Origin of the sequence: Streptomyces sp. NPDC060184, assembly GCF_042728795.1 — a bacterium.
Classification (GTDB): domain Bacteria; phylum Actinomycetota; class Actinomycetes; order Streptomycetales; family Streptomycetaceae; genus Streptomyces.
Genome location: NZ_JBHWYX010000058.1, coordinates 20,691 through 45,411 on the forward strand (window position 1 = coordinate 20,691; position 24,721 = coordinate 45,411).

General features: G+C 70.2%; 20 protein-coding genes, 1 pseudogene and 1 riboswitch. Of the genes and pseudogenes, 15 read left to right on the forward strand and 6 right to left on the reverse strand.

What is annotated here, in order from left to right; translation table 11 throughout:
- Nucleotides 1-29 precede the first annotated feature (29 nt).
- From ACFWEE_RS29015 to ACFWEE_RS29025, 3 genes are all read left to right on the forward strand, one after another.
- Entirely contained in the window at nt 30-1,286 is a 1,257-nt protein-coding gene (locus ACFWEE_RS29015; RefSeq protein ID WP_386893530.1) for a sensor histidine kinase, read from the forward strand.
- Nucleotides 1,283-1,972 carry a response regulator gene (locus tag ACFWEE_RS29020; RefSeq protein WP_386893532.1) on the forward strand — a complete coding sequence of 230 codons (690 nt, stop codon included), beginning with the start codon at nt 1,283-1,285 and terminating at the stop codon, nt 1,970-1,972. Before ACFWEE_RS29015 ends, ACFWEE_RS29020 begins: the two co-directional genes overlap by 4 nt.
- 217 nt (nt 1,973-2,189) lie before the next feature.
- Nucleotides 2,190-5,354, forward strand: a complete 3,165-nt coding sequence (locus ACFWEE_RS29025; RefSeq protein ID WP_386893534.1) for an efflux RND transporter permease subunit — start codon at nt 2,190-2,192, stop codon at nt 5,352-5,354.
- 88 nt (nt 5,355-5,442) lie between these two features.
- Here ACFWEE_RS29025 and nadA read toward each other — a convergent pair whose 3' ends face one another.
- Entirely contained in the window at nt 5,443-6,639 is a 1,197-nt protein-coding gene (gene nadA / locus ACFWEE_RS29030; RefSeq protein ID WP_327175317.1) for a quinolinate synthase NadA, read from the reverse strand.
- Between the two features lie 264 nt (nt 6,640-6,903).
- Here nadA and ACFWEE_RS29035 point away from each other — a divergent pair, with 264 nt between their 5' ends.
- Nucleotides 6,904-7,260 carry an iron-sulfur cluster assembly accessory protein gene (locus ACFWEE_RS29035; RefSeq protein WP_266703501.1) on the forward strand — a complete coding sequence of 119 codons (357 nt, stop codon included), beginning with the start codon at nt 6,904-6,906 and terminating at the stop codon, nt 7,258-7,260.
- Nucleotides 7,261-7,376: 116 nt separating this feature from the next.
- On the opposite strand, the gene ACFWEE_RS29040 is transcribed toward ACFWEE_RS29035, so the two are convergent.
- Both ACFWEE_RS29040 and ACFWEE_RS29045 read right to left on the reverse strand, forming a co-directional pair.
- Nucleotides 7,377-8,780 (reverse strand): hypothetical protein, encoded by a 1,404-nt coding sequence (locus tag ACFWEE_RS29040; RefSeq protein ID WP_386893537.1) that lies wholly within the window; start codon nt 8,778-8,780, stop codon nt 7,377-7,379.
- A 275-nt stretch (nt 8,781-9,055) separates the two neighbouring features.
- A complete protein-coding gene (locus ACFWEE_RS29045; RefSeq protein WP_327175315.1) occupies nt 9,056-9,253 on the reverse strand; it encodes a hypothetical protein in 198 nt (65 codons plus the stop codon).
- 156 nt (nt 9,254-9,409) lie between these two features.
- On the opposite strand from ACFWEE_RS29045, the gene ACFWEE_RS29050 reads away from it, so the two are divergent.
- Nucleotides 9,410-10,384 (forward strand): carbohydrate kinase family protein, encoded by a 975-nt coding sequence (locus tag ACFWEE_RS29050; protein WP_386893539.1) that lies wholly within the window; start codon nt 9,410-9,412, stop codon nt 10,382-10,384.
- A gap of 60 nt (nt 10,385-10,444) precedes the next feature.
- On the opposite strand, the gene ACFWEE_RS29055 is transcribed toward ACFWEE_RS29050, so the two are convergent.
- Entirely contained in the window at nt 10,445-11,836 is a 1,392-nt protein-coding gene (locus ACFWEE_RS29055) for a cysteine desulfurase/sulfurtransferase TusA family protein (protein WP_386893541.1), read from the reverse strand.
- Nucleotides 11,837-12,108: 272 nt separating this feature from the next.
- Between ACFWEE_RS29055 and coxB the strand changes: the two genes are divergently transcribed.
- The 4 genes from coxB to ACFWEE_RS29075 all read left to right on the forward strand — a co-directional run bounded on the left by coxB (nt 12,109) and on the right by ACFWEE_RS29075 (nt 16,611).
- Entirely contained in the window at nt 12,109-13,074 is a 966-nt protein-coding gene (gene coxB, locus ACFWEE_RS29060) for a cytochrome c oxidase subunit II (RefSeq protein ID WP_386893543.1), read from the forward strand.
- Complete coding sequence (ctaD, locus tag ACFWEE_RS29065; protein ID WP_386893545.1) at nt 13,071-14,804, forward strand: cytochrome c oxidase subunit I; 1,734 nt, start codon at nt 13,071-13,073, stop codon at nt 14,802-14,804. The genes coxB and ctaD overlap by 4 nt, the downstream gene beginning before the upstream one ends.
- A complete protein-coding gene (locus ACFWEE_RS29070; protein ID WP_327175310.1) occupies nt 14,801-15,199 on the forward strand; it encodes a cytochrome c oxidase subunit 4 in 399 nt (132 codons plus the stop codon). Before ctaD ends, ACFWEE_RS29070 begins: the two co-directional genes overlap by 4 nt.
- Nucleotides 15,200-15,345: 146 nt before the next feature.
- The gene (locus ACFWEE_RS29075) at nt 15,346-16,611 is read left to right on the forward strand and encodes an Ig-like domain-containing protein (protein WP_386893547.1); all 1,266 of its coding nucleotides are present in this window, start codon (nt 15,346-15,348) and stop codon (nt 16,609-16,611) included.
- Between the two features lie 57 nt (nt 16,612-16,668).
- Here ACFWEE_RS29075 and ACFWEE_RS29080 read toward each other — a convergent pair whose 3' ends face one another.
- Nucleotides 16,669-17,079 carry a hypothetical protein gene (locus tag ACFWEE_RS29080; RefSeq protein WP_386893549.1) on the reverse strand — a complete coding sequence of 137 codons (411 nt, stop codon included), beginning with the start codon at nt 17,077-17,079 and terminating at the stop codon, nt 16,669-16,671.
- A 187-nt stretch (nt 17,080-17,266) separates the two neighbouring features.
- On the opposite strand from ACFWEE_RS29080, the gene ACFWEE_RS29085 reads away from it, so the two are divergent.
- The 6 genes from ACFWEE_RS29085 (at nt 17,267) to ACFWEE_RS29110 (ending at nt 24,438) form a co-directional block, all read left to right on the forward strand.
- Nucleotides 17,267-17,887, forward strand: a complete 621-nt coding sequence (locus ACFWEE_RS29085; protein WP_266703481.1) for a heme-copper oxidase subunit III — start codon at nt 17,267-17,269, stop codon at nt 17,885-17,887.
- 57 nt (nt 17,888-17,944) lie between these two features.
- The gene (locus ACFWEE_RS29090) at nt 17,945-18,754 is read left to right on the forward strand and encodes a c-type cytochrome (protein WP_386893552.1); all 810 of its coding nucleotides are present in this window, start codon (nt 17,945-17,947) and stop codon (nt 18,752-18,754) included.
- Nucleotides 18,751-19,806, forward strand: a complete 1,056-nt coding sequence (locus tag ACFWEE_RS29095; protein WP_386893554.1) for a Rieske 2Fe-2S domain-containing protein — start codon at nt 18,751-18,753, stop codon at nt 19,804-19,806. The genes ACFWEE_RS29090 and ACFWEE_RS29095 overlap by 4 nt, the downstream gene beginning before the upstream one ends.
- A complete protein-coding gene (locus ACFWEE_RS29100) occupies nt 19,803-21,428 on the forward strand; it encodes a cytochrome bc complex cytochrome b subunit (RefSeq protein WP_386893556.1) in 1,626 nt (541 codons plus the stop codon). The genes ACFWEE_RS29095 and ACFWEE_RS29100 overlap by 4 nt, the downstream gene beginning before the upstream one ends.
- A gap of 126 nt (nt 21,429-21,554) precedes the next feature.
- Entirely contained in the window at nt 21,555-22,619 is a 1,065-nt protein-coding gene (trpD, locus tag ACFWEE_RS29105) for an anthranilate phosphoribosyltransferase (RefSeq protein WP_386893558.1), read from the forward strand.
- Nucleotides 22,620-22,747: 128 nt separating this feature from the next.
- Nucleotides 22,748-22,865, forward strand: a riboswitch (SAM riboswitch).
- Between the two features lie 172 nt (nt 22,866-23,037).
- A complete protein-coding gene (locus tag ACFWEE_RS29110; protein WP_386893560.1) occupies nt 23,038-24,438 on the forward strand; it encodes an aminotransferase class V-fold PLP-dependent enzyme in 1,401 nt (466 codons plus the stop codon).
- Between the two features lie 20 nt (nt 24,439-24,458).
- On the opposite strand, the pseudogene ACFWEE_RS29115 reads toward ACFWEE_RS29110, so the two are convergent.
- A pseudogene (locus tag ACFWEE_RS29115) lies at nt 24,459-24,683 on the reverse strand (helix-turn-helix domain-containing protein); the annotation flags it as partial.
- Nucleotides 24,684-24,721: the final 38 nt, after the last annotated feature.

Below are 24,721 nucleotides of genomic sequence, written 5' to 3' on the forward strand. Positions count from 1 at the left end.
GCTCCCCGCACGCCGTACCGTTGCCCGACGTGACCACCCTCGGAACCGGACTCGCGCGCGCCCGCCGCTGGCTGCGGGAGCACCCGCTCGCCTTCGACGCGGCGCTCGCCCTCGCCGTCCTCGGGACCATGCTCGTGGCGTCCTTCGCCGACTCCGGCGGCCCCGGACACCACGGGCCCTCCTTCGGCTCGCGGACCCCCGCCACCTCCAGCGTCGTCCTGATGCTGCTCGGCGCCGCGGCCCTGGCGCTGCGCCGGAGGCGGGCCCTTCAGGTGCTCGGCTTCACCTGCTGCCTCTCGGTCGTCGAGTTCGTGGTCGTGGACCCGCCGGGACCGGTGGTGATGAGCGCGGTCGTGGCCCTCTACACCGTCGCCTCCCGCACCGACCGGCCCACCACCTGGCGGGTCGGGCTGGTCACCAGCGGTGCCCTCGCGGCCACCGCGATGATCTTCGGCGCCGCCCCCTGGTACAGCCAGATCAATCTGGGCGTCGTCGCCTGGACCGGCCTCGCCGGGGCGGCCGGGGACGCCGTGCGCAGCCGCCGGGCCTTCATCGACGCGATCCGGGAACGCGCCGAGCGCGCCGAGCGCACCCGGGACGAGGAGGCCCGCCGCCGGGTCGCCGAGGAGCGCCTGCGCATCGCCCGCGACCTGCACGACGTCGTCGCGCACCACATCGCGCTGGTCAACGTGCAGGCCGGGGTCGCCGCCCACGTCATGGACAAGCGCCCCGACCAGGCCAAGGAGGCGCTCGCGCACGTACGGGACGCCAGCCGCTCCGCGCTCGACGAACTCCGCGCCACCGTGGGGCTGCTGCGCCAGTCCGGCGACCCCACCGCCCCCACCGAACCCGCGCCCGGCCTCGCCGTCCTCGGCGAGCTGGTCGACACCTTCCGCAACGCCGGACTCCCCGTCGAGGTCGCCTGCCCCGAGCAGGCCGCCCCGCTGCCCGCCGCCGTCGACCTGGCCGCCTACCGGGTCGTCCAGGAGGCCCTGACCAACGTGCGCAAGCACGCCGGAACCGGCACGAGAGCCGAGGTCAGCGTCGTACGCGTCGGAGCCGTGGCCGAGGTGACCGTGCTCGACAACGGCCGCGGCACCCCCGCGGTCCCCGCCCAGGGCGGACTCGGCGGCGGCCACGGCCTCCTCGGCATGCGCGAACGCGTCACCGCGCTCGGCGGCACCCTCACGGCGGGCCCCCGCTACGGAGGCGGGTTCCGGGTGCATGCGATCCTCCCGGTGGACGCCCGGCCGGGCGCTGCGGACCGTACGGGGGGACTCGCGTGAGCGTGATCAGGGTGCTGCTCGCCGACGACCAGGCGCTGCTGCGCAGCGCGTTCCGGGTGCTGGTCGACTCGGAACCCGACATGCGGGTCGTCGGCGAGGCGGCCGACGGCGCCCAGGCGGTGGAGCTCGCCCGCGCCACCGCACCCGACGTCGTCCTGATGGACATCCGGATGCCCGGCACCGACGGCCTCGCCGCGACCCGCCTGATCGGCGCGGACCCGGCGCTGTCCGGCGTACGGGTCGTCATGCTGACCACCTTCGAGGTGGACGAGTACGTCGTGGAGTCGCTGCGGGCCGGGGCCTCCGGCTTCCTCGGCAAGGGGGCGGAACCCGAGGAACTCCTCCAGGCGATACGCGTCGCCGCCGCCGGGGAGGCGCTGCTCTCCCCGGCCGCCACCAAGGGGCTGATCGCCACCTTCCTCGCGCAGGCGGCCTCCTCGGACGAGCTGCCCGACGCCGCCGCCCACGCCGAACGGCTGGACGCGCTCACCGTCCGCGAACGCGAGGTGCTGGTCCAGGTCGCCGCCGGGCACTCCAACGACGAGATCGCCGAACGCCTCGCCGTCAGCCCGCTCACCGTCAAGACCCATGTGAACCGGGCCATGGCGAAGCTCGGCGCCCGCGACCGCGCCCAACTGGTCGTCATCGCCTACGAGTCGGGACTCGTACGCCCCCGGAGCGCGTGACCCGGCGCCGGGCGGCGCGGGCGGGAGGTACCGCCGGGGGTGCGGACCGGGTGGAGACGGCGTACTCCAGCTGCGGTACACGGAGGCCGTGAAAAGCACCCGGGGGGCCGACGTCCGGCCGCGGGACGTCAGGGATCGTAAGAGTGGGCCGGGTGTGTCCCCTTCGACTCACGCATCCGCCCGTCACCGCGTACGCCACAGAAGAGAGACGTAACCCATGTCCTGGCTGTCAAGGTTCAGCCTCGCGCAACGGGCCCTGATCGGGCTGATCTCCGTCGTCGCGCTCGTCTTCGGGGCGATAGCGATCCCCCAGCTCAAGCAGCAGCTGCTGCCGACCATCGAGCTGCCGATGGTGTCGGTCCTGGCGCCCTATCAGGGGGCGTCCCCCGATGTGGTCGAGAAGCAGGTCGTCGAACCGCTCGAGAACGCCATCAAGGCCGTCGACGGCATCGAGGGCGTCACCTCGACCGCCAGCGAGGGCAACGCCGTCGTCATGGCCAGCTTCGACTTCGGGGACGAGGGCACCAAGCAGCTCGTCGCCGACATCCAGCAGGCCGTGAACCGGGCGCGCAACCAGCTCCCCGAGGGCGTCGACCCGCAGGTCATCGCCGGTTCCACCGACGACATCCCGACCGTGGTCCTCGCCGTCACCTCGGACAAGGACCAGCAGGCGCTCGCCGACCAGCTGGACCACACCGTGGTGCCCGCGCTGGAGGACATCGACGGCGTCGGCCAGGTCGCCGTCAACGGCGTCCAGGACGTGCAGGTCACCGTCGTCCCCGACGTCAAGAAGCTCGCGGCGGCCGGGCTCACCCAGTCGTCCCTCACCCCGGCGCTCCAGGCGGCGGGTGCCACCACCGCTGCCGGCTCCTTCGCCGAGTCCGGCAAGAGCCGCACCATCCAGGTCGGCGGCGGGTTCACCTCGCTCCAGCAGATCGAGGACGTCCGGATCGTCCCCGGTGCCGAGGTCGGCAAGCCCGGCAAGCCGGTCCGCCTCGGTGACATCGCCACCGTGAAGCAGGAGGAGGCCGCCCCGGTCTCCATCACCCGCACCAACGGCAAGCCCAGCCTCGCCGTGATGGCGACGATGGACCAGGACGGCAGCGCCGTGGCGATCTCCGACGCGGTCGAGAAGATCCTCCCCGACCTGCGCAAGGACCTGGGTTCCGGCGCCGAGCTGACGGTCGTCACCGACCAGGGTCCGGCCGTCTCCAAGGCGATCTCCGGCCTGACCACCGAGGGGGCACTCGGCCTGGTCTTCGCCGTCGTGGTGATCCTGATCTTCCTGGCGTCGATCCGCTCCACGCTCGTCACCGCGGTCTCCATCCCGCTCTCCGTGGTCCTCGCGCTGATCGTGCTGTGGACCCGCGACCTGTCGCTCAACATGCTGACCCTCGGGGCGCTCACGATCGCGATCGGCCGCGTCGTCGACGACTCGATCGTCGTCCTGGAGAACATCAAGCGGCACCTCGGCTACGGCGAGGAGCGCCACGCGGCGATCGTCGCCGCGGTGAAGGAGGTGGCCGGAGCGGTCACCGCCTCCACGCTCACCACCGTCGCCGTCTTCCTGCCGATCGGCCTCGTCGGCGGCATGGTCGGCCAGCTCTTCGGCTCGTTCTCGATCACCGTCACCGCGGCGCTGCTGGCCTCCCTGCTGGTCTCGCTGACCGTGGTCCCCGTCCTGTCCTTCTGGTTCCTGCGTGCCCCCAAGGGCACCGCCGAGGACCCGGACGAGGCCCGCCGCAAGGCCGAGGAGAAGGAGGCGACGAGCCGGCTCCAGCGGTTCTACGTCCCCGTCCTGGGCTTCGCGACCCGCCGCCGCGTCACCAGCGTGGTGATCGCGCTGGTGGTCCTGCTCGGCACCTTCGGCATGGCACCCCTGCTCAAGACGAACTTCTTCGACCAGGGCGAGCAGGACGTCCTCTCCGTCACCCAGAAGCTGACCCCGGGGACGAGCCTCGCCGCGGCCGACGAGGCGGCCCGCAAGGTCGAGAAGGTCATCGCCGCCGACAAGGGCGTGAAGGACTACCAGGTCACCGTCGGCTCCTCCGGCTTCATGGCCGCCTTCGGCGGTGGCACGGGCGCCAACCAGGCCTCGTACCAGATCACTCTCAAGGACTCCGGCGAGTACGAGGCCACCCAGAAGCGGATCGAGGACGCTCTCGCGAAGCTGGACGGCATCGGCCAGACCAGCATCGCGGCGGGCGGCGGCTTCGGCAGCCAGGACCTGAGCGTCGTGGTCAAGGCCGCCGACGCCGACGTGCTCAAGAAGGCGTCCGAGGCGGTGCGCGCCGAGGTCGCGAAGATCGACGGTGTCACCGACGTCCAGAGCGACCTGTCGCAGAGCGTGCCGCGCATCTCGGTCCGGGCCAACGACAAGGCCGCAGCCGCTGGTTACGACCAGACCAAGATCGGTGCGCTCGTCACCGGCGCGGTCGGCGGTACGAACTCCGGCAAGGCCATGCTCGACGACACCGAGCGGAACATCGTCGTGCGGTCCGCGACGCCCGCCACCACTCTGGCCCAGCTCAAGGAGATCCCGGCCGGCCAGGTGAAGCTCGGCCAGATCGCCGACGTCGCGCTGGTCCCCGGCCCGGTCTCCATGACCCGGATCGACGGACAGCGCGCCGCCACCATCACCGCCCGGCCCACCGAGGAGAACACCGGCGCGGTCAGCACCGAGCTGTCCTCGAAGCTCAAGGCGCTGGACCTCCCGGAGGGCGCGACCGCCACCATCGGCGGCGTCACCTCGGACCAGGACGACGCGTTCAAGAACCTCGCGCTGGCCATGCTGGCGGCCATCGCGATCGTGTTCATGCTGCTGGTCGCGACGTTCCGTTCGCTGATCCAGCCGCTGATCCTGCTGGTCTCCATCCCGTTCGCGGCGACCGGCGCGCTCGGCCTCCTGATCATCACCGGCACCCCGATGGGCGTCCCGGCGATGATCGGCATGCTGATGCTCATCGGCATCGTGGTCACCAACGCGATCGTGCTGATCGACCTGATCAACCAGTACCGGTCCCAGGGCATGGGCGTCGTCGAGGCGGTCGTCGAGGGCGGCCGTCACCGGCTCCGCCCGATCCTGATGACCGCGCTGGCGACGATCTTCGCGCTGCTGCCGATGGCGCTCGGCGTCACCGGTGAGGGCGGGTTCATCTCCCAGCCGCTCGCCGTCGTCGTGATCGGCGGTCTCATCACCTCCACCCTGCTGACGCTCCTGCTGGTGCCGACGCTGTACGCCATGGTGGAGCTGCGCAAGGAGCGCCGGGCCAAGAGGAAGGCGGCCAAGCGCGCGGCGAAGGGCGAGGTCCCCGCGCAGGGCGACTCCGGCTCCGGCACGGGCACGGACGGCTCCCGCGAGGCGGCCCACTCCGGGGTCTGACCCCGCTGCGGCAACCGGAAGGGCCCGGCTTCCGCACTCTCCTCACGGGAGTGCGGAAGCCGGGCCCTTCTTGGCCGTGCCGGGCGCCCTACGGCAGCGCGAGCATCCGCTCCAGCGCCAGCTTGGCGTACTTCTCGGTCTCCGGGTCGACCTCGATCCGGTTGACCAGCTTGCCCTCGGCCAGCGACTCCAGCGTCCAGACCAGGTGGGGCAGGTCGATGCGGTTCATCGTGGAGCAGAAGCAGACGGTCTTGTCGAGGAAGACGATCTCCTTGTCCTCGGCGGCGAAACGGTTCGCCAGGCGGCGCACCAGGTTCAGTTCCGTACCGATGGCCCACTTGGAGCCGGCCGGGGCCGCCTCCAGCGCCTTGATGATGTACTCCGTCGAGCCGACCTGGTCGGCCGCCGCGACGACCTCGTGCTTGCACTCCGGGTGCACCAGGACGTTGACGCCGGGGATGCGCGCGCGGACGTCCTCCACGGACTCCACCGAGAAGCGCCCGTGCACCGAGCAGTGCCCGCGCCACAGGATCATCTTCGCGTCGCGCAGCTGCTGCGCCGTCAGGCCGCCGTTCGGCTTGTGCGGGTTGTAGAGGACGCAGTCCTCCAGCGACATCCCCATGTCCCGGACGGCGGTGTTGCGGCCCAGGTGCTGGTCGGGGAGGAAGAGGACCTTGTCGCCCTGCTCGAAAGCCCACTCCAGCGCCCGTTCGGCGTTGGAGGAGGTGCAGATGGTGCCGCCGTGGCGGCCGGTGAACGCCTTGATGTCGGCGGAGGAGTTCATGTACGAGACGGGGACGACCCGGTCGGCCACGCCCGCCTCGGTCAGCACGTCCCAGCACTCGGCGACCTGCTCGGCGGTGGCCATGTCGGCCATCGAGCAGCCCGCCGCCAGGTCGGGCAGCACGACCTTCTGGTCGTCACCGGTCAGGATGTCCGCGGACTCGGCCATGAAGTGCACACCGCAGAAGACGATGTACTCGGCCTCCGGGCGGGCGGCGGCGTCACGGGCCAGCTTGAAGGAGTCGCCGGTGACGTCCGCGAACTGGATGACCTCGTCGCGCTGGTAGTGGTGGCCGAGGACGAACACCTTGTCCCCGAGCTTCTCCTTGGCGGCGCGGGCGCGCTCCACCAGGTCCGGGTCGGAGGGGGAGGGCAGGTCGCCGGGGCACTCCACACCGCGCTCGCTCCTCGGGTCGGCCTCACGGCCGAGCAGGAGCAGGGCCAGGGGCGACGGCTGAACATCGAGTTCCACAGGGGGGTGGGCCGTGGTCACGTCACGCACCCTTTCTTGTCATTGATGAGCGCGGCGGAGGCGTTCGGTGAGGCCGAGGGTCGGCGCCGGGAGTCTTTTCGTCTATTTGACGTTATCTATGATAGCCGGATCGCGTCAGTTTGACGACGTCGTTACCGTCGATGTGACGCATACCCTCGCGCGCGCCGTGTGCGAGCATGAAAAAAGAACAGACGGACGCGGGCGCGGAATGAATCCGCGCGCGCGACGGTTGCACCGTCGGCAAGCAGTCCGTACAACCCGGGAGAGAAGCAGATGTCCGTATCGGACGAGACCACCACCGTGAGCGACGGCATCCTCCTGTCCGACGCCGCCGCAGCCAAGGTCAAGGGCCTGCTGGACCAGGAGGGCCGCGACGACCTCGCCCTGCGCGTCGCCGTACAGCCCGGCGGCTGCTCCGGCCTGCGCTACCAGCTCTTCTTCGACGAGCGCTCGCTCGACGGCGACGTCGTGAAGGACTTCGACGGAGTCAAGGTCGTCACCGACCGCATGAGCGCCCCGTACCTCGGCGGTGCCTCGATCGACTTCGTCGACACCATCGAGAAGCAGGGCTTCACGATCGACAACCCCAACGCCACCGGCTCCTGCGCCTGCGGCGACTCCTTCAGCTAAACCCTCACCGGTGCTCTGAAGGCGCCCGGTCCACGGACCGGCCGCGGATCGAGAACGTACGAAGGCGGCCCCGGAAGAAGTTCCGGGGCCGCCTTCGTCGTGCGTGCGCGCCGCTCTCACGCGCGGGGGACCGGCTCGCCCGACGCCGTCTCCAGGACGGACCGCCCGCCGAGCGGAGCGTCCAGGACCACCGCCACGGTCACCCGCTCGGCGACCGCCACGCACGCCGTCCCCGGCTCCGGCCGCGGCTCGGTGATCGTGACCCTGACCTCCGTACGGTCCTCCTCGGCGCTCGCCGTGTAGCTGCCGCACACGCCGCCCCAGAACGTCACCTCCAGCGTCCGCCCGTGCTCGGTGTACGAGACCGGCGTCACGCCGCGGGCCGGCCGCGAAGCCGACGGCGCCTCCAGGGAGGCGGGGGCGACGGCGACCTGGGCGACCGCGGAGACCGGGCCGCCCGCCTCCGGCCGCACGGTGAAGAGCCAGGACGGCACGAGGGCCGGCCGCTCGTCCACGAGCTGCGCCGAGAGCCCGAACACCGCCCGCTGGACCGTCATCGCCGTCGGAGGCGCGGTGCGCCCGGAGGACGGTACGCACTCCGGTCCGGCCGTCTTCGGGCCGCCTTCCGCGCGCTCCAGGGGTTCGGCCGTCGCGCAGGCCGGGGCGGCCGTGGACCCCTGCGCGGCGTTCAGCGAGGCCAGGGCCGCAGCCGCGTCCACCACCGGGTAGGCGGCATCGCCGTCCCGGGCCGTCGGCAGCAGCAGCCGGCCCGAAGCGCCGGTCACCGCGGAGTCCGGCCCCACCTGGACGTCGGTGGACCAGCCGAGAGTGGGCAGCCCGTCCACCACCGGATCGGCGCGGACCACCCGCTGCCCGCCCAGCAGTCCGCCGTCACCGAGCGCGGCGTCGCCCAGGCCCAGGGCGTCGAGCGCCGGACGGGCCGCCTCCCTCGCCGCCTGCGGGCTCACCGGGGCGCGGTCCGGGGCGCCGTCGGCGCACACCGCGTCCGACGGGCAGGGGGAGAGGCCGCCGGTGCCGCTCAGGTACTTCCAGGTCCCCGGTGCCTCCTGGGAGACCTCCAGATAGGGCTTCGAGCCGCCCGCCCCCAGGCGCCAGTAGCCGTCCTGCGCCGTCGGGGTGCCCGCCATGCCGAAGGCCCGGGCGAGCCGGGCCGCCTCGGCGAGGGGCACGGTGGCGGCCGTCCGGCTCACCGGAGCCGTTGCCGGGCCCCGCGGCAGGTCGCCGGTGGCGCGGTAGACCACGCCCGTGGGGGCGGGTTCGCCGGGCGCGAAGCCCGGTACCGGCGGATCGTCCGGTGGGGAGATGTTCAGGGGGTCCGGGGACGCGGACGCGGGTGCCGAGGCGGCCGTCTTCTCCGTCCCGTGCCCGCCGTCGTCCGCCGTGGCCGCCCACCAGGCTCCGCCGCCCCCGGCCAGCACCACCGCGGCCACCACCGCGCCGATCAGGGCCGTGGGCCGTCGGGGGGCGGGCGCTTCCTCGTCGGATCGCTCGATGCTCACCGGAGAGCTCCTTCGCCGTCGCTTCCGGGGGCGGACGCTCCCGCCCCGTCCCCGGGTGGGGGACGGGGATGTGACGGAGCGGAGCGGCGATCGGTTCCTTCCCGGGGGTCAATCTCTCCCCCAGGAACGGGAGTTCGGCCCCGGGACCGGCGAAGCCTCCCGCCCGGACCGGACCGGACCGGGGCGGGCGCGGGGGCCGGGGTCGGGCTCGCGGGGCCCCAGGGCCGGGGCGGGCTCGGGAGGGCCGGGCTCCGCGAGGTCCCGGGGCGGGGCCGTCAGCCCCCGTACTCCTCCGTCGCCTCGATCAGCCGGGCGGACGCGGGCGGCACCGTGACTCCGTGAATCAGGGACGGCGCGACGGGCGGCGTGGCAGTCTTCGGCGGAACGACCCAGTGCGGAGCCATCCGCACGCAGTCACCCCTCAGATCGGCCAGGCTCGTCTCGGTCTCGGACACAACGCTGTGTGTGGGCATATCCGCACCGTACGCACCGATCCCCCTGGGTAGAAAGACCTACTATCGGGTAGTTTCAACCCATCGGTGCTTGGTGCGGAAACGGGTAGCGTGAGATGTCACGCCGTCCCGGAACGCCCACGCGTCCCCCCGCCCCCCCCGCAGGAGCAGCCTCCCGTGCGTATCGCAGTCACCGGCTCCATCGCCACCGACCATCTGATGACCTTCCCCGGCCGGTTCGCCGACCAGCTCGTCGCGGACCAGCTGCACACGGTCTCGCTCTCCTTCCTGGTCGACGCCCTGGACGTGCGCCGGGGCGGGGTCGCCGCCAACATCTGCTTCGGCATGGGGCAGCTCGGCACCTCCCCGGTGCTGGTGGGCGCCGCCGGATCCGACTTCGACGAATACCGCGCCTGGCTCGACCGGCACGGCGTGGACACCGGATCGGTCCGCATCTCCGAGGTGCTGCACACCGCGCGCTTCGTCTGCACCACGGACGCCGACCACAACCAGATCGGCTCCTTCTACACGGGCGCCATGAGCGAGGCCCGGCTGATCGAGCTGCAGAGCGTCGCCGAGCGCCTCGGCGGCCTCGACCTCGTCTCCATCGGCGCCGACGACCCGGAGGCGATGCTCCGCCACACCGAGGAGTGCCGCAGCCGGGGCATCCCCTTCGCCGCGGACTTCTCCCAGCAGATCGCCCGGATGAACGGCGAAGAGATCCGGATACTGCTGGTGGGCGCCACCTACCTCTTCTCCAACGAGTACGAGAAGGGGCTCATCGAGTCCAAGACCGGCTGGACCGACGAGGAGATCCTGGCCAAGGTCGGCCACCGGGTCACCACCCTCGGCGCCCGCGGGGTGCGCATCGAGCGCGCGGGCGAGCCGGTCATCGAGGTCGGCTGCCCCGACGAGGAGACGAAGGCCGACCCGACCGGCGTCGGCGACGCCTTCCGCGCGGGCTTCCTCTCCGGCCTCGCCTGGGGCGTCGGCCTGGAGCGCGCCGCCCAGGTCGGCTGCATGCTCGCCACCCTGGTCATCGAGACGGTCGGCACCCAGGAGTACACCCTGCGCCGCTCCCGCTTCATGGACCGTTTCGCCAAGGCGTACGGGCACGAGGCCGCCGACGAGGTCCGCGCGCACCTCGCCTGATCCGCCGCGGGCTTCTCCGTACGGCCCGGCCCGGCCCGGCCCGGACCGTACGGAGAAGCCTCAGCTCAGCCGGCGGACCACGTACGCCGCCCCGCGCTCCGCGGGCCGCTCGCCCACGTACTCCTGCTCCCGCATCTCGCACCAGGCCGGGATGTCCAGCCGGGCCGCCTCGTCGTCGGCGAGCACGGTCACCGTGCCGCCCACCGGGACGTCACCGATCACCTTGGCGAGCTCGATCACCGGGATCGGGCAGCGCCGGCCCAGCGCGTCCACCACCAGCGACGCGGCCGACGCGGTGGCACCCCCGACGGCCCCGGCGGACGCCGGAACCCCGAGCCGCTCCCGTACCCCGGCGACCACTCCGGGCAGCACGTCGAGGAACCGCTCCACGTCCGGGGCGGCGGTGCCCGACGGCAGCGACACCCGGACGTTCCCTTCCGAGAGCACCCCCATCGCCTTCAGTACATGGCTGGGTGTCAGTGTGCTGCTGGTGCAGGACGAACCGGACGATACGGAGAAACCGGCCCGGTCCAGCTCGTGCAGCAGGGTCTCCCCGTCGACGTAGAGGCAGGAGAAGGTGACGACGTGCGGCAGGCGCCGCTCCGGGTCGCCCACCACCTCGACGTCCGGCACCCCGGCCGCCACCCGTGCCCGGACCAGGCCGACCAGGGCCCGCAGCCGCGCCGCCTCCGCGTCGGCCTCGGCGCGCACCGCGCGCAGCGAGGCGGCGGCGGCCACGATCGCCGGCAGGTTCTCGAAGCCGGCCGACCGCCCCGACTCCCGCTCGTCGGCCGGACCCCGGGGCGCGAACCTGACCCCCTTGCGCACCGCCAGCAGGCCGACGCCCGCCGGGCCGCCCCACTTGTGGGCGCTCGCCGTCAGCAGCGACCAGCCCTCCGCGACCGGCCCCCATCCCAGCGACTGCGCCGCGTCCACGAGCAGGGGGACCCCCGCCTCCCGGCAGTGCGCGGCGACGGCCGCCACCGGCTGCTCGGTCCCCACCTCGTGGTTGGCGGACTGGAGGCAGGCGAGCGCGGTGTCCGCGCGCAGGGAGGCGCCGAACACCGCGGAATCCACCGCTCCGGTCCGTTCCACCGGCACCTCGGTGAAGGACCCCCCGGCGGCCTCGTGCGTGGCCGCGGCATGGAAAACCGACGAGTGTTCGACCGCCGACGCGACCAGATGCCGGCCGACACGCCGACGGCCCGAAAGAGCCCCGGCAATTCCCGCGTGCACCGCGGCCGTCCCCGAAGGGGTGAAAACGAGCTCGTCCGGGCGGCAGCCGACCGCCTCCGCCGCCGCCTCGCGGGCGGCGTCCAGCAGCATCCGGGCCCGCCGTCCCTCCCGGTAGAGCCGGGCGGGATCGGCCCAGCCCTCGTCCAGGGAGGCCATCAGGGCCTGACGGGCCACGGGATGCAGGGGCGCGGAGGAGGCGGCGTCGAAGTAGGGCACCCGGTCACGCTAGCCCGCGGGCCGGCCACCGCCGCTCGCGGCCGTCCGCGAACGCAGGAGAAGGAACGTCAGATGGCGCCCGGAAGCCGGGATTCCACCCCTTCGGGGTGTCGGACGGCGCGTTGGGCACCCTCCCCGCGCGACCCCAAATAGCGTCCAGTAGGGTTTGGTCCGCATAAACATCCAAACCCCTGCCCGCGACAGGGCGGCGACCGACCAGAGACATACGGGCGCGCCGACCGTAGCGGGCGAGACTCTCGGGAAGGCGCTACGTGAGTCCCAACGGCTCCGACCGCTCGTCGCGGCGCCCGATGCGGCGGAAGCTGCCGCAGGTGCTGACTGCGGGCCTGGTCCTGGCGACGGCCTCCGGTTGTTCGTACAACTGGCAGGATTTCCCTCGCCTTGGTATGCCTACCCCGGTAACGGAAGAGGCCCCTCGGATCCTCTCCCTCTGGCAGGGCTCGTGGGCGGCAGCGCTCGCCACGGGTGTCCTCGTCTGGGGGCTGATCCTCTGGAGTGCCTTCTTCCACCGGCGTAGCCGGACCAAGGTAGAGGTTCCTCCGCAGACCAGGTACAACATGCCCATCGAGGCGCTGTACACAGTGGTCCCCCTGATCATCGTCTCGGTGCTCTTCTACTTCACCGCGCGCGATGAATCGAAGCTCCTCACCCTCTCCACCAAGCCCGTCCACAACATCAACGTGGTCGGCTACCAGTGGAGCTGGGCGTTCAACTACGTCGAGGACGTGGACGGCTCGCCGGCCACCACCAAGACGCCCGAGGAGCTCTCCTCGATTCCCGACCGCTACCTCGCGGACTTCCCGAAGGGCGCCGGCGGCGTCTACGACGCGGGAATCCCGGGCACGCGCAACCCCCAGACCGGCAACCCGGGTCCGACCCTGTGGCTGCCGAAGGGGGAGAAGGTCCGCTTCATCCTCACTTCACGTGACGTCATCCACTCCTTCTGGGTGGTGCCGTTCCTCATGAAGCAGGACGTCATCCCGGGCCACACCAACGCGTTCGAGGTCACTCCGAACAAGGAGGGCACCTTCGTGGGCAAGTGCGCCGAACTCTGCGGCGTCGACCACTCCCGGATGCTCTTCAACGTCAAGGTTGTCTCTCCCGAGCGTTACCAGCAGCACCTCAAGGAGCTGGCGGAGAAGGGGCAGACGGGCTACGTGCCGTCAGGCATCGAGCAGACTGACCCCGCCAGGAATGCGGAGACCAACAAACTGTGAGCATCCTCAACGAACCCCAGGGTGCCGCGGCAGCAGACGACTCGTACGAGGACGAACTGCCGGTACGGCGCAAGCAGCCGGGAAACGTCGTCGTCAAGTGGCTGACCACCACTGACCACAAGACGATCGGCACGATGTACCTGGTCACTTCGTTCGCGTTCTTCTGCATCGGTGGCCTGATGGCGCTCTTCATGCGCGCCGAGCTGGCCCGTCCGGGTACGCAGATCATGTCGAACGAGCAGTTCAACCAGGCGTTCACGATGCACGGCACGATCATGCTGCTGATGTTCGCGACGCCGCTGTTCGCCGGTTTCACCAACTGGATCATGCCGCTGCAGATCGGCGCGCCCGACGTGGCGTTCCCGCGGCTGAACATGTTCGCGTACTGGCTGTACCTCTTCGGTTCGCTCATCGCGGTGGGTGGCTTCCTCACCCCGCAGGGCGCCGCGGACTTCGGCTGGTTCGCCTACTCCCCGCTGTCGGACGCCGTCCGCTCGCCGGGTGTCGGCGCCGACATGTGGATCATGGGTCTGGCCTTCTCCGGATTCGGCACGATCCTCGGTGCGGTCAACTTCATCACCACGATCATCTGCATGCGCGCTCCCGGCATGACGATGTTCCGGATGCCGATCTTCGTGTGGAACGTCCTGCTGACGGCCGTCCTGGTCCTGCTGGCCTTCCCGGTCCTCGCCGCCGCGCTCTTCGCGTTGGAAGCGGACAGAAAATTCGGGGCCCACGTATTCGACGCGGCCAATGGCGGCGCATTGCTCTGGCAACACCTCTTCTGGTTCTTCGGACACCCAGAGGTGTACATCATCGCTCTGCCATTCTTCGGAATCATTTCCGAAGTGATCCCGGTCTTCAGCCGCAAGCCGCTCTTCGGCTACATCGGCCTGATCGCGGCCACCATCGCCATCGCGGGTCTCTCCGTGACGGTGTGGGCGCACCACATGTACGTGACGGGCGGCGTGCTCCTGCCGTTCTTCTCCTTCATGACGTTCCTCATCGCGGTACCGACCGGTGTGAAGTTCTTCAACTGGATCGGCACGATGTGGAAGGGCTCGTTGTCCTTCGAGACGCCGATGCTCTGGTCGGTCGGCTTCCTGATCACCTTCCTCTTCGGTGGTCTGACCGGTGTCCTGCTGGCCTCGCCGCCGCTGGACTTCCACGTCTCGGACTCGTACTTCGTCGTCGCGCACTTCCACTACGTCGTCTTCGGCACCGTGGTGTTCGCGATGTTCGCCGGATTCCACTTCTGGTGGCCGAAGTTCACCGGCAAGATGCTGGACGAGCGGCTCGGCAAGATCACGTTCTGGACGCTGTTCGTGGGCTTCCACGGCACGTTCCTGGTGCAGCACTGGCTCGGTGCCGAGGGCATGCCGCGTCGCTACGCGGACTACCTCGCCGCCGACGGCTTCACCGCGCTGAACACGATCTCGACGATCTCCTCGTTCCTGCTCGGCCTGTCGATCCTGCCGTTCTTCTACAACGTGTGGAAGACCGCCAAGTACGGCAAGAAGGTCGAGGTCGACGACCCGTGGGGCTACGGCCGTTCGCTGGAGTGGGCCACCTCGTGCCCGCCCCCGCGCCACAACTTCATCACCCTGCCGCGGATCCGTTCCGAATCCCCGGCGTTCGACCTGCACCACCCGGAGATCGCCGCGCTGGAGCAGCTCGGCCACCACTCCGAGGACAAGGTTCTCGCCGGTGGTAAGGAGGCAGGCAAGTGAAGATCCAGGGCAAGCTGTTCATCTGGCTGAGCGTCTTCATCCTGATCATGGCCATCACGTACGGCGTGTGGTCGAAGGAGCCGGTCGGCACCACCGCCCTCGTCCTGGCCTTCGGGCTGTCCATCATGATCGGCTTCTACCTGGCCTTCACGGCCAACAGGGTCGACCAGATGGCCCAGGACAACAAGGAAGCCGACGTGGCCGACGAGGCCGGCGACGTGGGGTTCTTCTCCCCGCACAGCTGGCAGCCGCTCTCCCTGGCGATCGGCGGCGCGCTGCTCTTCATGAGCATCGCCTTCGGCTGGTGGCTGGCGTACTTCTCGGCCCCGATGCTCGCCATCGGTCTCTTCGGCTGGGTGTTCGAGTACTACCGCGGTGAGAACCGCACCCAGTGACACCCGCTCCGTGACACCCGCCGGGTGACACCGCATTACCAGCAGGACCCCCCGAGGGGCCCGGACCGCTCCGCACGAGCGGTCCGGGCCCCTCGTTTGCAGTCACAGAACGCGCTGGATCGGATGAATCTTCTTAGCGTGGGTTCATGAACGACACGCCGCGCACCCGCTCCGTAGTGAGTTGCTCCCTGCTGGTCGTGACCCTGGTCGCCGGTGCGACCGCCTGTGGAGAGCCCGATGGTCACCCGCTCTCGGCCAAGCCGTTCGACGCGGCCGACCAGGTCTCCTTCAACGGCCATGCCCCGAACGGGAAGGCCGACCCCGACAAGCCCCTGGAAGTCACCGTCAAGGGTGACGAGGGACGCATCACCGATGTGACGGCCGCGGACAGCACCGGCCGCCGTCTGGCCGGTGAACTCGCCGCCGACGGGAAACGCTGGCACTCCACCGCCCCGCTCGCCGCCGGCGCGCGGTACGAGGTGAAGGTCACCACCGAGGACGAGGACGGCGCCCCCGGCCGCCGTACCCTCACCTTCGAGACCACCTCCCCGAAGAAGCTCCTGCACGTCTCCTTCGGCCCGCAGGCGGGCACGTACGGGGTCGGACAGCCCATCACGGCGGAACTCAGCGCTCCGGTCACCGACAAGGCCGCCAGGGCCGCCGTCGAACGCGCCCTCAAGGTCCGCTCCACGCCCGCCGTCACCGGCTCCTGGTACTGGGTGGACGACAAGATCCTGCACTACCGGCCCCAGGACTACTGGCCCGCCGGTGCGGCGGTCGAGGTGTCCAGCAACTTCAAGGGCATCAAGGTGACCAACGCCCTCTACGGCGCCGAGGTCAAGCCGCTGCACCTCAGCATCGGCGACCGCATCGAGGCCATCACCGACGCCTCCGAGCACGAGATGACCGTGCTCCGCAACGGAGAAGTGATCAACACCATTCCGGTCACCACCGGGAAGCCCGGCTTCTCCACCCGCAACGGCGTCAAGGTCGTGCTCGGCAAGGAGGCGTTCGTCCGGATGCGCGGGGAGACCGTCGGCATCGCGGAGGGCTCCGCGGAGTCGTACGACCTGCCCGTCTACTGGGCCACCCGGGTGACGTGGAGCGGCGAGTACGTGCACGCCGCGCCGTGGTCCGTCGGCTCCCAGGGCAGCGCCAACGTCAGCCACGGCTGCACCGGTATGAGCACGGAGAACGCCGAATGGTTCTTCGACACCGTGCGCGAGGGCGACGTGGTCAAGGTCGTCGGCAGCGAGGGGGAGACCATGACCCCCTTCGACAACGGGTTCGGGGACTGGAACGTCTCCTGGGAGGCCTGGCAGAAGGGCAGCGCCCTGCGGAACGCCACGCTCGGAGCCGGAGCACACCCCCAGACATCGGCTCTGGCGGCGCGGCTGCGCCCCCAGGTCTGACGCCGGGGGGTGCGCCGCCTCCCGGGACGACCGTGCGGCCCCGGTGTGCGGACGGCCTCAGGAGGCCTTGGCCGCCGGCTGGAGCCGCCCGCGCACCAGGGCCGCCAGGGCGTCGGCGAACTCGACCGGGTCCACCGGGAGGGTCACCGCGGCGTCCGCGCGGCTCCAGGTGGCCAGCCAGGCGTCCTGCGGGCGCCCGATCAGCAGCAGCACCGGCGGGCAGTGGAAGACCTCGTCCTTGATCTGCCGGCACACGCCCATGCCGCCCACGGGCGCCGTCTCGCCGTCCAGCACGCAGACGTCGACGCCGCCCGCGTCCAGCGCGGAGAGCACGGCGGGCAGCGTCGCGCACTCCAGGAACCGCACCTCGGGGACGTCGGCCGCGGGCCGTCGCCCGGTGGCGAGCTTCACCTGCTCGCGGACGTTGGCGTCGTCGCTGTAGACCAGGACCGTGGCGGTCGCCTGCATTGTTCCTCCGTGACAGCTGTGTCGTCGGGGCTCTCGGGGCATGAACCGATGCGCGGATCGTACTCCCGCCGACAGCCCGTCAGCACCGCTAATGACGTCGATTCGCTGGGCCGTTCGGGGAGGACACACCCCTCTGACACACCGAACGGCACCCCCGGGAGTGAGGGCGGGATAAGCGACCGACATAATGTCGGTCGTGGCGACAGCAACGACAGTAGAAACCGGGCACGCGCACCCGTCGGTCAATCGGCCGAACCTCACCAGCGTCGGAACCATCATCTGGCTGAGTTCCGAGCTGATGTTCTTCGCGGCCCTCTTCGCGATGTACTTCACCCTGCGATCGGTGATGGGACCGGATCACTGGAAGGAGATGGCCGACCATCTGAACTTCCCGTTCTCCGCGACGAACACCACGATCCTGGTGCTTTCCTCTCTCACCTGCCAGCTCGGCGTCTTCGCCGCGGAGCGGGGCGACGTGAAGAAGCTCCGGACGTGGTTCATCATCACGTTCGTCATGGGTGCGATCTTCATCGGCGGCCAGGTCGTGGAGTACACCGAGCTGGTCAAGACGGACGGGCTCTCCCTGTCCTCGGACCCGTACGGCTCGGTGTTCTACCTGACCACCGGCTTCCACGGCATGCACGTGACAGGCGGTCTCATCGCCTTCCTGCTGGTTCTCGGCAGAACGTACGCGGCCAAGAGGTTCACCCACGAACAGGCGACCGCAGCCATCGTCGTGTCCTACTACTGGCACTTCGTCGATGTCGTGTGGATCGGCCTCTTCGCGACGATCTACATGATCAAGTAACCGGGCGCTCGCACCCACCCATCATCGACGCAGAAGATCCTGACACCGGGGTAATCCGTGAAAAAGCTCTCCGCACGACGACGCCATCCACTGGCGGCCGTCGTCGTACTACTCCTCGCGCTGGCGGCTACCGGGGGGCTGTACGCCGCGTTTGCGCCTGCGGGCAAGGCGCAGGCAGACGAATCCGTCCAGTCCCTCCCCATCGAGGAGGGCAAGAAGCTCTACACCGTCGGCTGCGCCAGCTGCCACGGAACCAGTGGTCAGGGCACCACCGACGGGCCCTCGCTGGTCGGCGTCGGCTCCGCCGCGGTCGACTTCCAGGTCGGCACCGGCCGGATGCCCGCGCAGCAGCCGGGTGCCCAGATCCCTGCGAAGAAGGTCATCTACTCGCAGGACGAGATCGACCAGCTCGCGGCGTACGTCGCGTCGCTCGGCGCCGGTCCGATCACGCCGACCGAGAAGCAGGTCAGCCCCGAAGGTGCGGACATCGCCAAGGGCGGTGACCTGTTCCGCACCAACTGCGCCCAGTGTCACAACTTCACGGGTGAGGGCGGCGCGCTGACGGACGGCAAGTACGCCCCGAGCCTGGAAGGCACGAGCCCCAAGCACATCTACGAGGCCATGCAGACCGGCCCGCAGAACATGCCCTCCTTCCCCGACACGACGATGCCCGAGCAGCAGAAGCAGGACATCATCGCGTACATCAAGACCGTGAACGGTGACAACAGCGAGAGCCCGGGCGGTCTGTCGCTCGGTGGCCTCGGTCCGGTCAGCGAAGGCCTGTTCGCATGGATCTTCGGTCTGGGCCTCCTGATCGCCGTCGCCGTCTGGGTCGCGGCCCACACCGCTAAGGCCAAGAAGTCATGAGTAGCCAAGAAGAGAATCCAGAGAAGAGCCTGCTCACCGAGCAGGACGCCGCGCACGGCGCGGTCGTGGGTACGGGCGATCCGTTCGCCGACCCGGGGCTGCCGGCCCACAAGCCGCGCATCCAGGACATCGACGAACGTGCCGCGAACCGCTCCGAGCGAGTCGTCGCGTACCTGTTCATCCTGTCCATGCTGGCGACGGTGGCGTTCATCGCCTCCTACGTCATCTTCCCGGTCGACAAGATCGTCTACATCTGGCCGTTCGGCCATGTGAGCGCGCTGAACTTCTCCCTGGGTCTCACCCTGGGCGTGGCGCTCTTCGCCATCGGTGCGGGCGCCGTCCACTGGGCGCGCACCCTGATGTCCGACGTCGAGACCCCCGCGGACCGTCACCCGATCGAGGCGACGCCCGAGGTCAAGGCGCAGGTCCTCGCGGACTTCAAGGCCGGTGCCGAGGAGTCGGTGATCGGTCGGCGCAAGCTGATCCGCACCACGATGTTCGGCGCGCTGGCCCTGGTGCCGCTCTCCGGCGTCATGCTGCTGCGCGACCTGGGTCCGCTGCCGGAGAAGAAGCTCCGTTCGACCCTGTGGGCGAACGGCAAGAAGCTCATCAACATGAACACGATGGAGCCGCTGCGTCCCGAGGACGTCGTGGTCGGTTCGCTGACCTTCGCCATGCCCGAGGGCCTGGAGGAGGACGCGGAGGACTTCCAGTCGCAGATCGCCAAGGCCGCCCTGATGATCGTCCGCATTCAGCCGGACGACATCAAGGACAAGCGCGAGCGCGAGTGGGCGCACGAGGGCATCGTCGCCTTCTCCAAGATCTGCACCCACGTCGGCTGCCCGATCAGCCTGTACGAGCAGCAGACGCACCACGTGCTCTGCCCGTGCCACCAGTCCACCTTCGACCTCTCCGACGGCGCCCGCGTCATCTTCGGTCCGGCCGGGCACGCGCTTCCGCAGCTGCGGATCGGCGTGAGCAGCGAGGGCGACCTCGAAGCTCTCGGTGACTTCGAAGAGCCCGTCGGTCCTGCCTTCTGGGAGCGCGGATGAGTACTACGACGGAAACCACGCGCAAGGCCCCCGCGGGTGAGCGGGTCGCCGACTGGGCGGACGGCCGACTGGGCATCTACGGCCTGGCCAAGGCCAACATGCGCAAGATCTTCCCGGACCACTGGTCCTTCATGCTGGGCGAGGTCTGCCTCTACAGCTTCATCATCATCATCCTCACGGGTGTGTACCTGACGCTGTTCTTCCACCCGAGCATGAACGAGGTCGTCTACAACGGCCCGTACGAGCCCATGCAGGGCATCCGGATGTCCGAGGCCTACTCGTCGACGCTGAACATCAGCTTCGACGTCCGCGGTGGTCTGCTCGTGCGGCAGATCCACCACTGGGCCGCGCTGATCTTCCTGGCCGGCATGTTCGTGCACATGATGCGCGTGTTCTTCACGGGCGCGTTCCGCAAGCCGCGTGAGATCAACTGGCTCTTCGGGTTCCTGCTGTTCGTGCTGGGCATGTTCACCGGCTTCACCGGTTACTCGCTCCCGGACGACCTGCTCTCCGGTACGGGTGTCCGCTTCATGCAGGGCGCGATCCTGTCCGTGCCGATCGTCGGCACGTACCTCGCGTACTTCCTGTTCGGCGGGAACTTCCCCGGCGGCGACTTCGTGGCCCGGTTCTACTCGATCCACATCCTGCTGCTCCCGGGCATCATGATGGGCCTGCTGGTCGGCCACCTGATCCTGGTCTTCTACCACAAGCACACGCAGTTCGCGGGCCCCGGCCGTACGAACAAGAACGTCGTGGGCATGCCGCTGCTGCCGGTCTACATGGCCAAGGCCGGAGGGTTCTTCTTCCTGGTCTTCGGTGTCATCTCGGTCGTCGCCGCCATCGCCTCGATCAACCCGATCTGGGCCATCGGCCCGTACCGGCCGGACCAGGTGTCCACCGGTGCGCAGCCCGACTGGTACATGGGCTTCTCCGAAGGCCTGATCCGTGTCATGCCGGGCTGGGAGATCAACCTCTGGGGTCACACGCTCGTCCTGGGCGTCTTCATCCCGCTGGTCATCTTCCCGCTGGTGCTGGCCGCGATCGCGGTGTACCCGTTCATCGAGTCCTGGGTCACCGGCGACAAGCGCGAGCACCACATCCTGGACCGGCCGCGCAACGCGCCGACGCGCACCGCGTTCGGTGTCGCCTGGATCAGCTGGTACTTCGTCCTGCTCGTCGGCGGCGGCAACGACCTGTGGGCCACGCACTTCCACCTGTCGATCAACGCCATCACCTGGTTCGTGCGGGTCGGGTTCTTCGTGGTCCCGGTGCTCGTGTTCATCGCGACCAAGCGGATCTGCCTCGGCCTCCAGCGCCGTGACAAGGAGAAGGTGCTGCACGGACGCGAGTCCGGGCTCATCAAGCGCCTGCCGCACGGTGAGTTCGTGGAGGTCCACGAGCCGCTCAGCCCGGGTCAGCTGCACACCCTCACCGCGCACGAGCAGTACACCCCGCTCGAAATCGGCCCCACGGTCGACGAGAACGGTGTCGAGCGCAAGGTCTCGGCCCTCACGAAGCTGCGCGCCAAGCTCAGCAAGGGCTACTACGGCGAGCACAACCAGATCGCCAAGCCCACTGCCGAGGAGTACAAGGAGATCACCAGCGGCCACGGTCACCACTGATCGCCTGAACTGATCGCCACAGCGAAGAGCCCCGTCCATTCGCCGGACGGGGCTCTTCGTCGTTCCCGGGCCCCGATAGGGTGGACGGACACCCCCCTTTCCGGCTGTGGATTCTTGGAGCGGACCATGAACGTTGTGACCCCGAACGGCGGCGACAGCGCGGCGGACCGTTCCTGGTCCGGCGTACTGACGCCCCTGCTGCGCGGCCAGGACCTCGACGCGGACGACACCGCCTGGGCCATGGACCGGATCATGAGCGGGGACGCCACCGACGCGCAGATCGCGGGCTTCGCCATCGCGCTGCGGGCCAAGGGCGAGACGGTCGCCGAGGTGAGCGGTCTGGTCCGCGCGATGTACGCGCACGCCCGCACCATCGAGGTGCCCGGACCCTCGGTCGACATCGTCGGCACCGGCGGCGACCTCGCGAAGACGGTCAACATCTCCACGATGTCCGCGATCGTGATCGCCGGAACGGGAGCCAAGGTCGTCAAGCACGGCAACCGGTCCGCCTCCTCGGCCAGCGGTGCCTCCGACGTCCTGGAGAAGCTCGGCGTCAACCTGGAGCTGACCCCGCAGCGGGTCGCCGAGGTGGCGGCCGAGGCGGGCATCACCTTCTGCTTCGCGGTGAAGTTCCACCCGGCCCTGCGGTACGCGGCCAAGGCCCGCAAGGAGCTGGGCACCCAGACCACCTTCAACATCCTCGGCCCGCTCACCAACCCGGCCCACGTCCGCGCCCAGGCCGTCGGGGTCGCCGATCTGCGGATGGCGCCCATCGTGGCCGGCGTCCTCGCCGAGCGCGGCAACTCCGCGCTCGTCTTCCGCGGCGACGACGGACTGGACGAGCTGACCACCACCGCGACCTCCCGGGTCTGGGTGGTCCGGGACGGCGAGGTGCGCGAGGAGGCCTTCGACCCGCGCCACGTGGGGCTGGAGCTGGTGCCGGTCGAGGCGCTGCGCGGCGCGGACCCCTCGTACAACGCGGACGTCGCCCGCCGGGTGCTGGACGGTGAGAAGGGTGCCGTGCGCGAGGCGGTGCTGCTGAACTCGGCGGCGGCGCTGGTGGCGCTGGACCCGGGCGAGGGCACGCTCACCGAGCGGATCGGGGCCAAGATCGCCGCTGCCGCCGAGTCCATCGACTCCGGGGCCGCGCACCGCGCGCTGGAGCGCTGGGTGGCGGCCAGCAACGCCTGAAAACTCCGGCGACGCCCGAGCGGTTCCGTGCCGCCCGGCGTTTTCCGTCCGTACGTGCACGAAGGGGCGCAGTCCGTATCGCGGACTGCGCCCTTGCGTTCGTGGACACGTGTGGCAAGATGCTGGCAGGTCATGAGTGACAGCGACTACGGCCCCGGCCCGCTGTCCGGCAACCCTCCGTCCGTGGCGGGGTGCCCCGGGTGAAGACCAGGCCGTAGGCAGCGAGGTCTGCGGCAAGCGCGGGCCCCTCGGCATCTCGAATGCCAGCCCCCGGGGTCCTGGTCCCTAGGGAGCCTTCTGTGAGCACGCGAATGCGATAGGGCGCAACGCCCTTCTCCGCACCCCTTTCACCTTTTGCACCGCGCTGCCGCGTACCCGCCGGCGCGGTGAATTCGCCTGCGTATTACGGGAGTTCGCCATGTCCGTGTCCTCTGCTGCCCTCAACGCCTCCGCGCCCGCCGCCTCCGCCGACGCGGACTGTGCCCCGCTGCCGGTCCTCGGCAAGGACGTCACCGTCCCCCTCGTCACCGGGGGCGAAGTCACCTACGCGGCCCTCGACTACGCGGCCAGCGCCCCGGCGCTCCAGCGGGTCTGGGACGACGTCGCCGCCTACGCGCCGTACTACGGCAGCGTGCACCGCGGCGCCGGCTACCTCTCGCAGCTCTCCACCGACCTCTTCGAGAACAGCCGGGCCACCGTCGCCGAGTTCCTCGGCTGCCGCCCCGGCGACCAGGTGATCTTCACCCGCTCGACCACCGACTCCCTCAACCTGCTCGCAGCCGTGATCCCGGCCGACTGCGAGGTGTTCGTGTACGAGACCGAGCACCACGCCTCGCTGCTGCCCTGGCGCGACGCCAAGGTCACCTACCTCAACGCCCCGCGCACCCCGCAGCAGGCCGTCGAGACCCTGGAGCGTGCGCTCGCCGACCGCGACCCCTACGGCCCGGCCCTCGTCTGCGTCACCGGCGCCTCCAACGTCACCGGCGAGCTGTGGCCGGTCAAGGAACTGGCCGCCGCCGCCCACGCGCACGGCGCCCGCATCGTGCTGGACGCCGCCCAGCTAGCCCCGCACCACCCGGTGGACATCGCCGGACTCGACGTCGACTGGGTCGCCTTCTCCGGCCACAAGCTGTACGCCCCCTTCGGCTCGGGCGTCCTCGCCGGCCGCGCCGACTGGCTCCAGGACTCCGAGCCCTACCTGGCCGGCGGCGGCGCCTCGAAGAAGGTCGCCCGGCGCACCGACGGCGGCGTGGACGTGGAGTGGCACACCACCGCCGCCCGCCACGAGGCCGGTTCGCCCAACGTCATCGGCGTCTACTCCATCGCCTCCGCCTGCAAGGCCCTCACCGAGGCCGGCTTCGACAACCTGGTCGCCCGCGAGCAGCGGCTGGTCGCCCGGGTCCGCGCCGGCCTCGCCGAGGTGCCGCAGGTCAAGGTGCTCTCGCTCTTCGGCGACGACGCCCCGCGCGTCGGCGTCATCTCCTTCGTGGTGGAGGGCTGGAACAGCTCCCACTTCGCCGCCGCGCTCTCCGCCGAGTACGGCATCGGCGTCCGTGACGGCCTGTTCTGCGCCCACCCGCTGGTCCGCACCCTGCTCGGCAGCGACCCGCAGGACCCGGGCGAGTGCGGGGCGCCGGAGGCCGAGCCGGGCGAGCGCTCCCTGAACGCCATCCGCGTCAGCTTCGGCGCCGGTACGCCGGACGAGCACGTGGACCGCTTCGTCCGCGCCGTCACCGAGCTGGTGAGCGAGGGCGCGCAGTGGAAGTACCGCACCGAGGGCGGCCGTTGCGTTCCGGACCGGGGCGCCGCGCAGCTCTGACGGCGGCGGCCCGGCAGCACTTCGGCCGGTCCCTCCATGAGGGCGGACACCGAGACGCCGAGGGTGTCGGCCAGCCGGACCAGGGTGGCGAAGTTCGGATTTCCCTGAGCCTTCTCCAGGCCGACCAGAGCCCCCTTGCTGACCTTCGCGCGCCGGCCCAGCTCGTCCAGGGACAGTCCCGCGCGGGTGCGGGCCGTCCTGACGTTGTGCGCAAGCGTGCGTAGGGCTGCCTCTGTCTCGGCCATCCGATCACCATCCTCACCAGTGGACCATTCCGATGCAC

Coding starts and splice junctions, on each gene's coding strand:
- ACFWEE_RS29025 (WP_386893534.1), top strand. CDS start 2,190: ATGTCCTGGCTGTCAAGGTTCAGCCTCGCGCAACGGGCCCTGATCGGG.
- ACFWEE_RS29035 (WP_266703501.1), top strand. CDS start 6,904: ATGTCCGTATCGGACGAGACCACCACCGTGAGCGACGGCATCCTCCTG.
- ACFWEE_RS29045 (WP_327175315.1), bottom strand. CDS start 9,253: ATGCCCACACACAGCGTTGTGTCCGAGACCGAGACGAGCCTGGCCGAT.
- ACFWEE_RS29075 (WP_386893547.1), top strand. CDS start 15,346: ATGAACGACACGCCGCGCACCCGCTCCGTAGTGAGTTGCTCCCTGCTG.
- ACFWEE_RS29080 (WP_386893549.1), bottom strand. CDS start 17,079: ATGCAGGCGACCGCCACGGTCCTGGTCTACAGCGACGACGCCAACGTC.
- ACFWEE_RS29085 (WP_266703481.1), top strand. CDS start 17,267: ATGTCGGTCGTGGCGACAGCAACGACAGTAGAAACCGGGCACGCGCAC.
- ACFWEE_RS29095 (WP_386893554.1), top strand. CDS start 18,751: ATGAGTAGCCAAGAAGAGAATCCAGAGAAGAGCCTGCTCACCGAGCAG.
- ACFWEE_RS29100 (WP_386893556.1), top strand. CDS start 19,803: ATGAGTACTACGACGGAAACCACGCGCAAGGCCCCCGCGGGTGAGCGG.
- trpD (WP_386893558.1), top strand. CDS start 21,555: ATGAACGTTGTGACCCCGAACGGCGGCGACAGCGCGGCGGACCGTTCC.
- ACFWEE_RS29110 (WP_386893560.1), top strand. CDS start 23,038: ATGTCCGTGTCCTCTGCTGCCCTCAACGCCTCCGCGCCCGCCGCCTCC.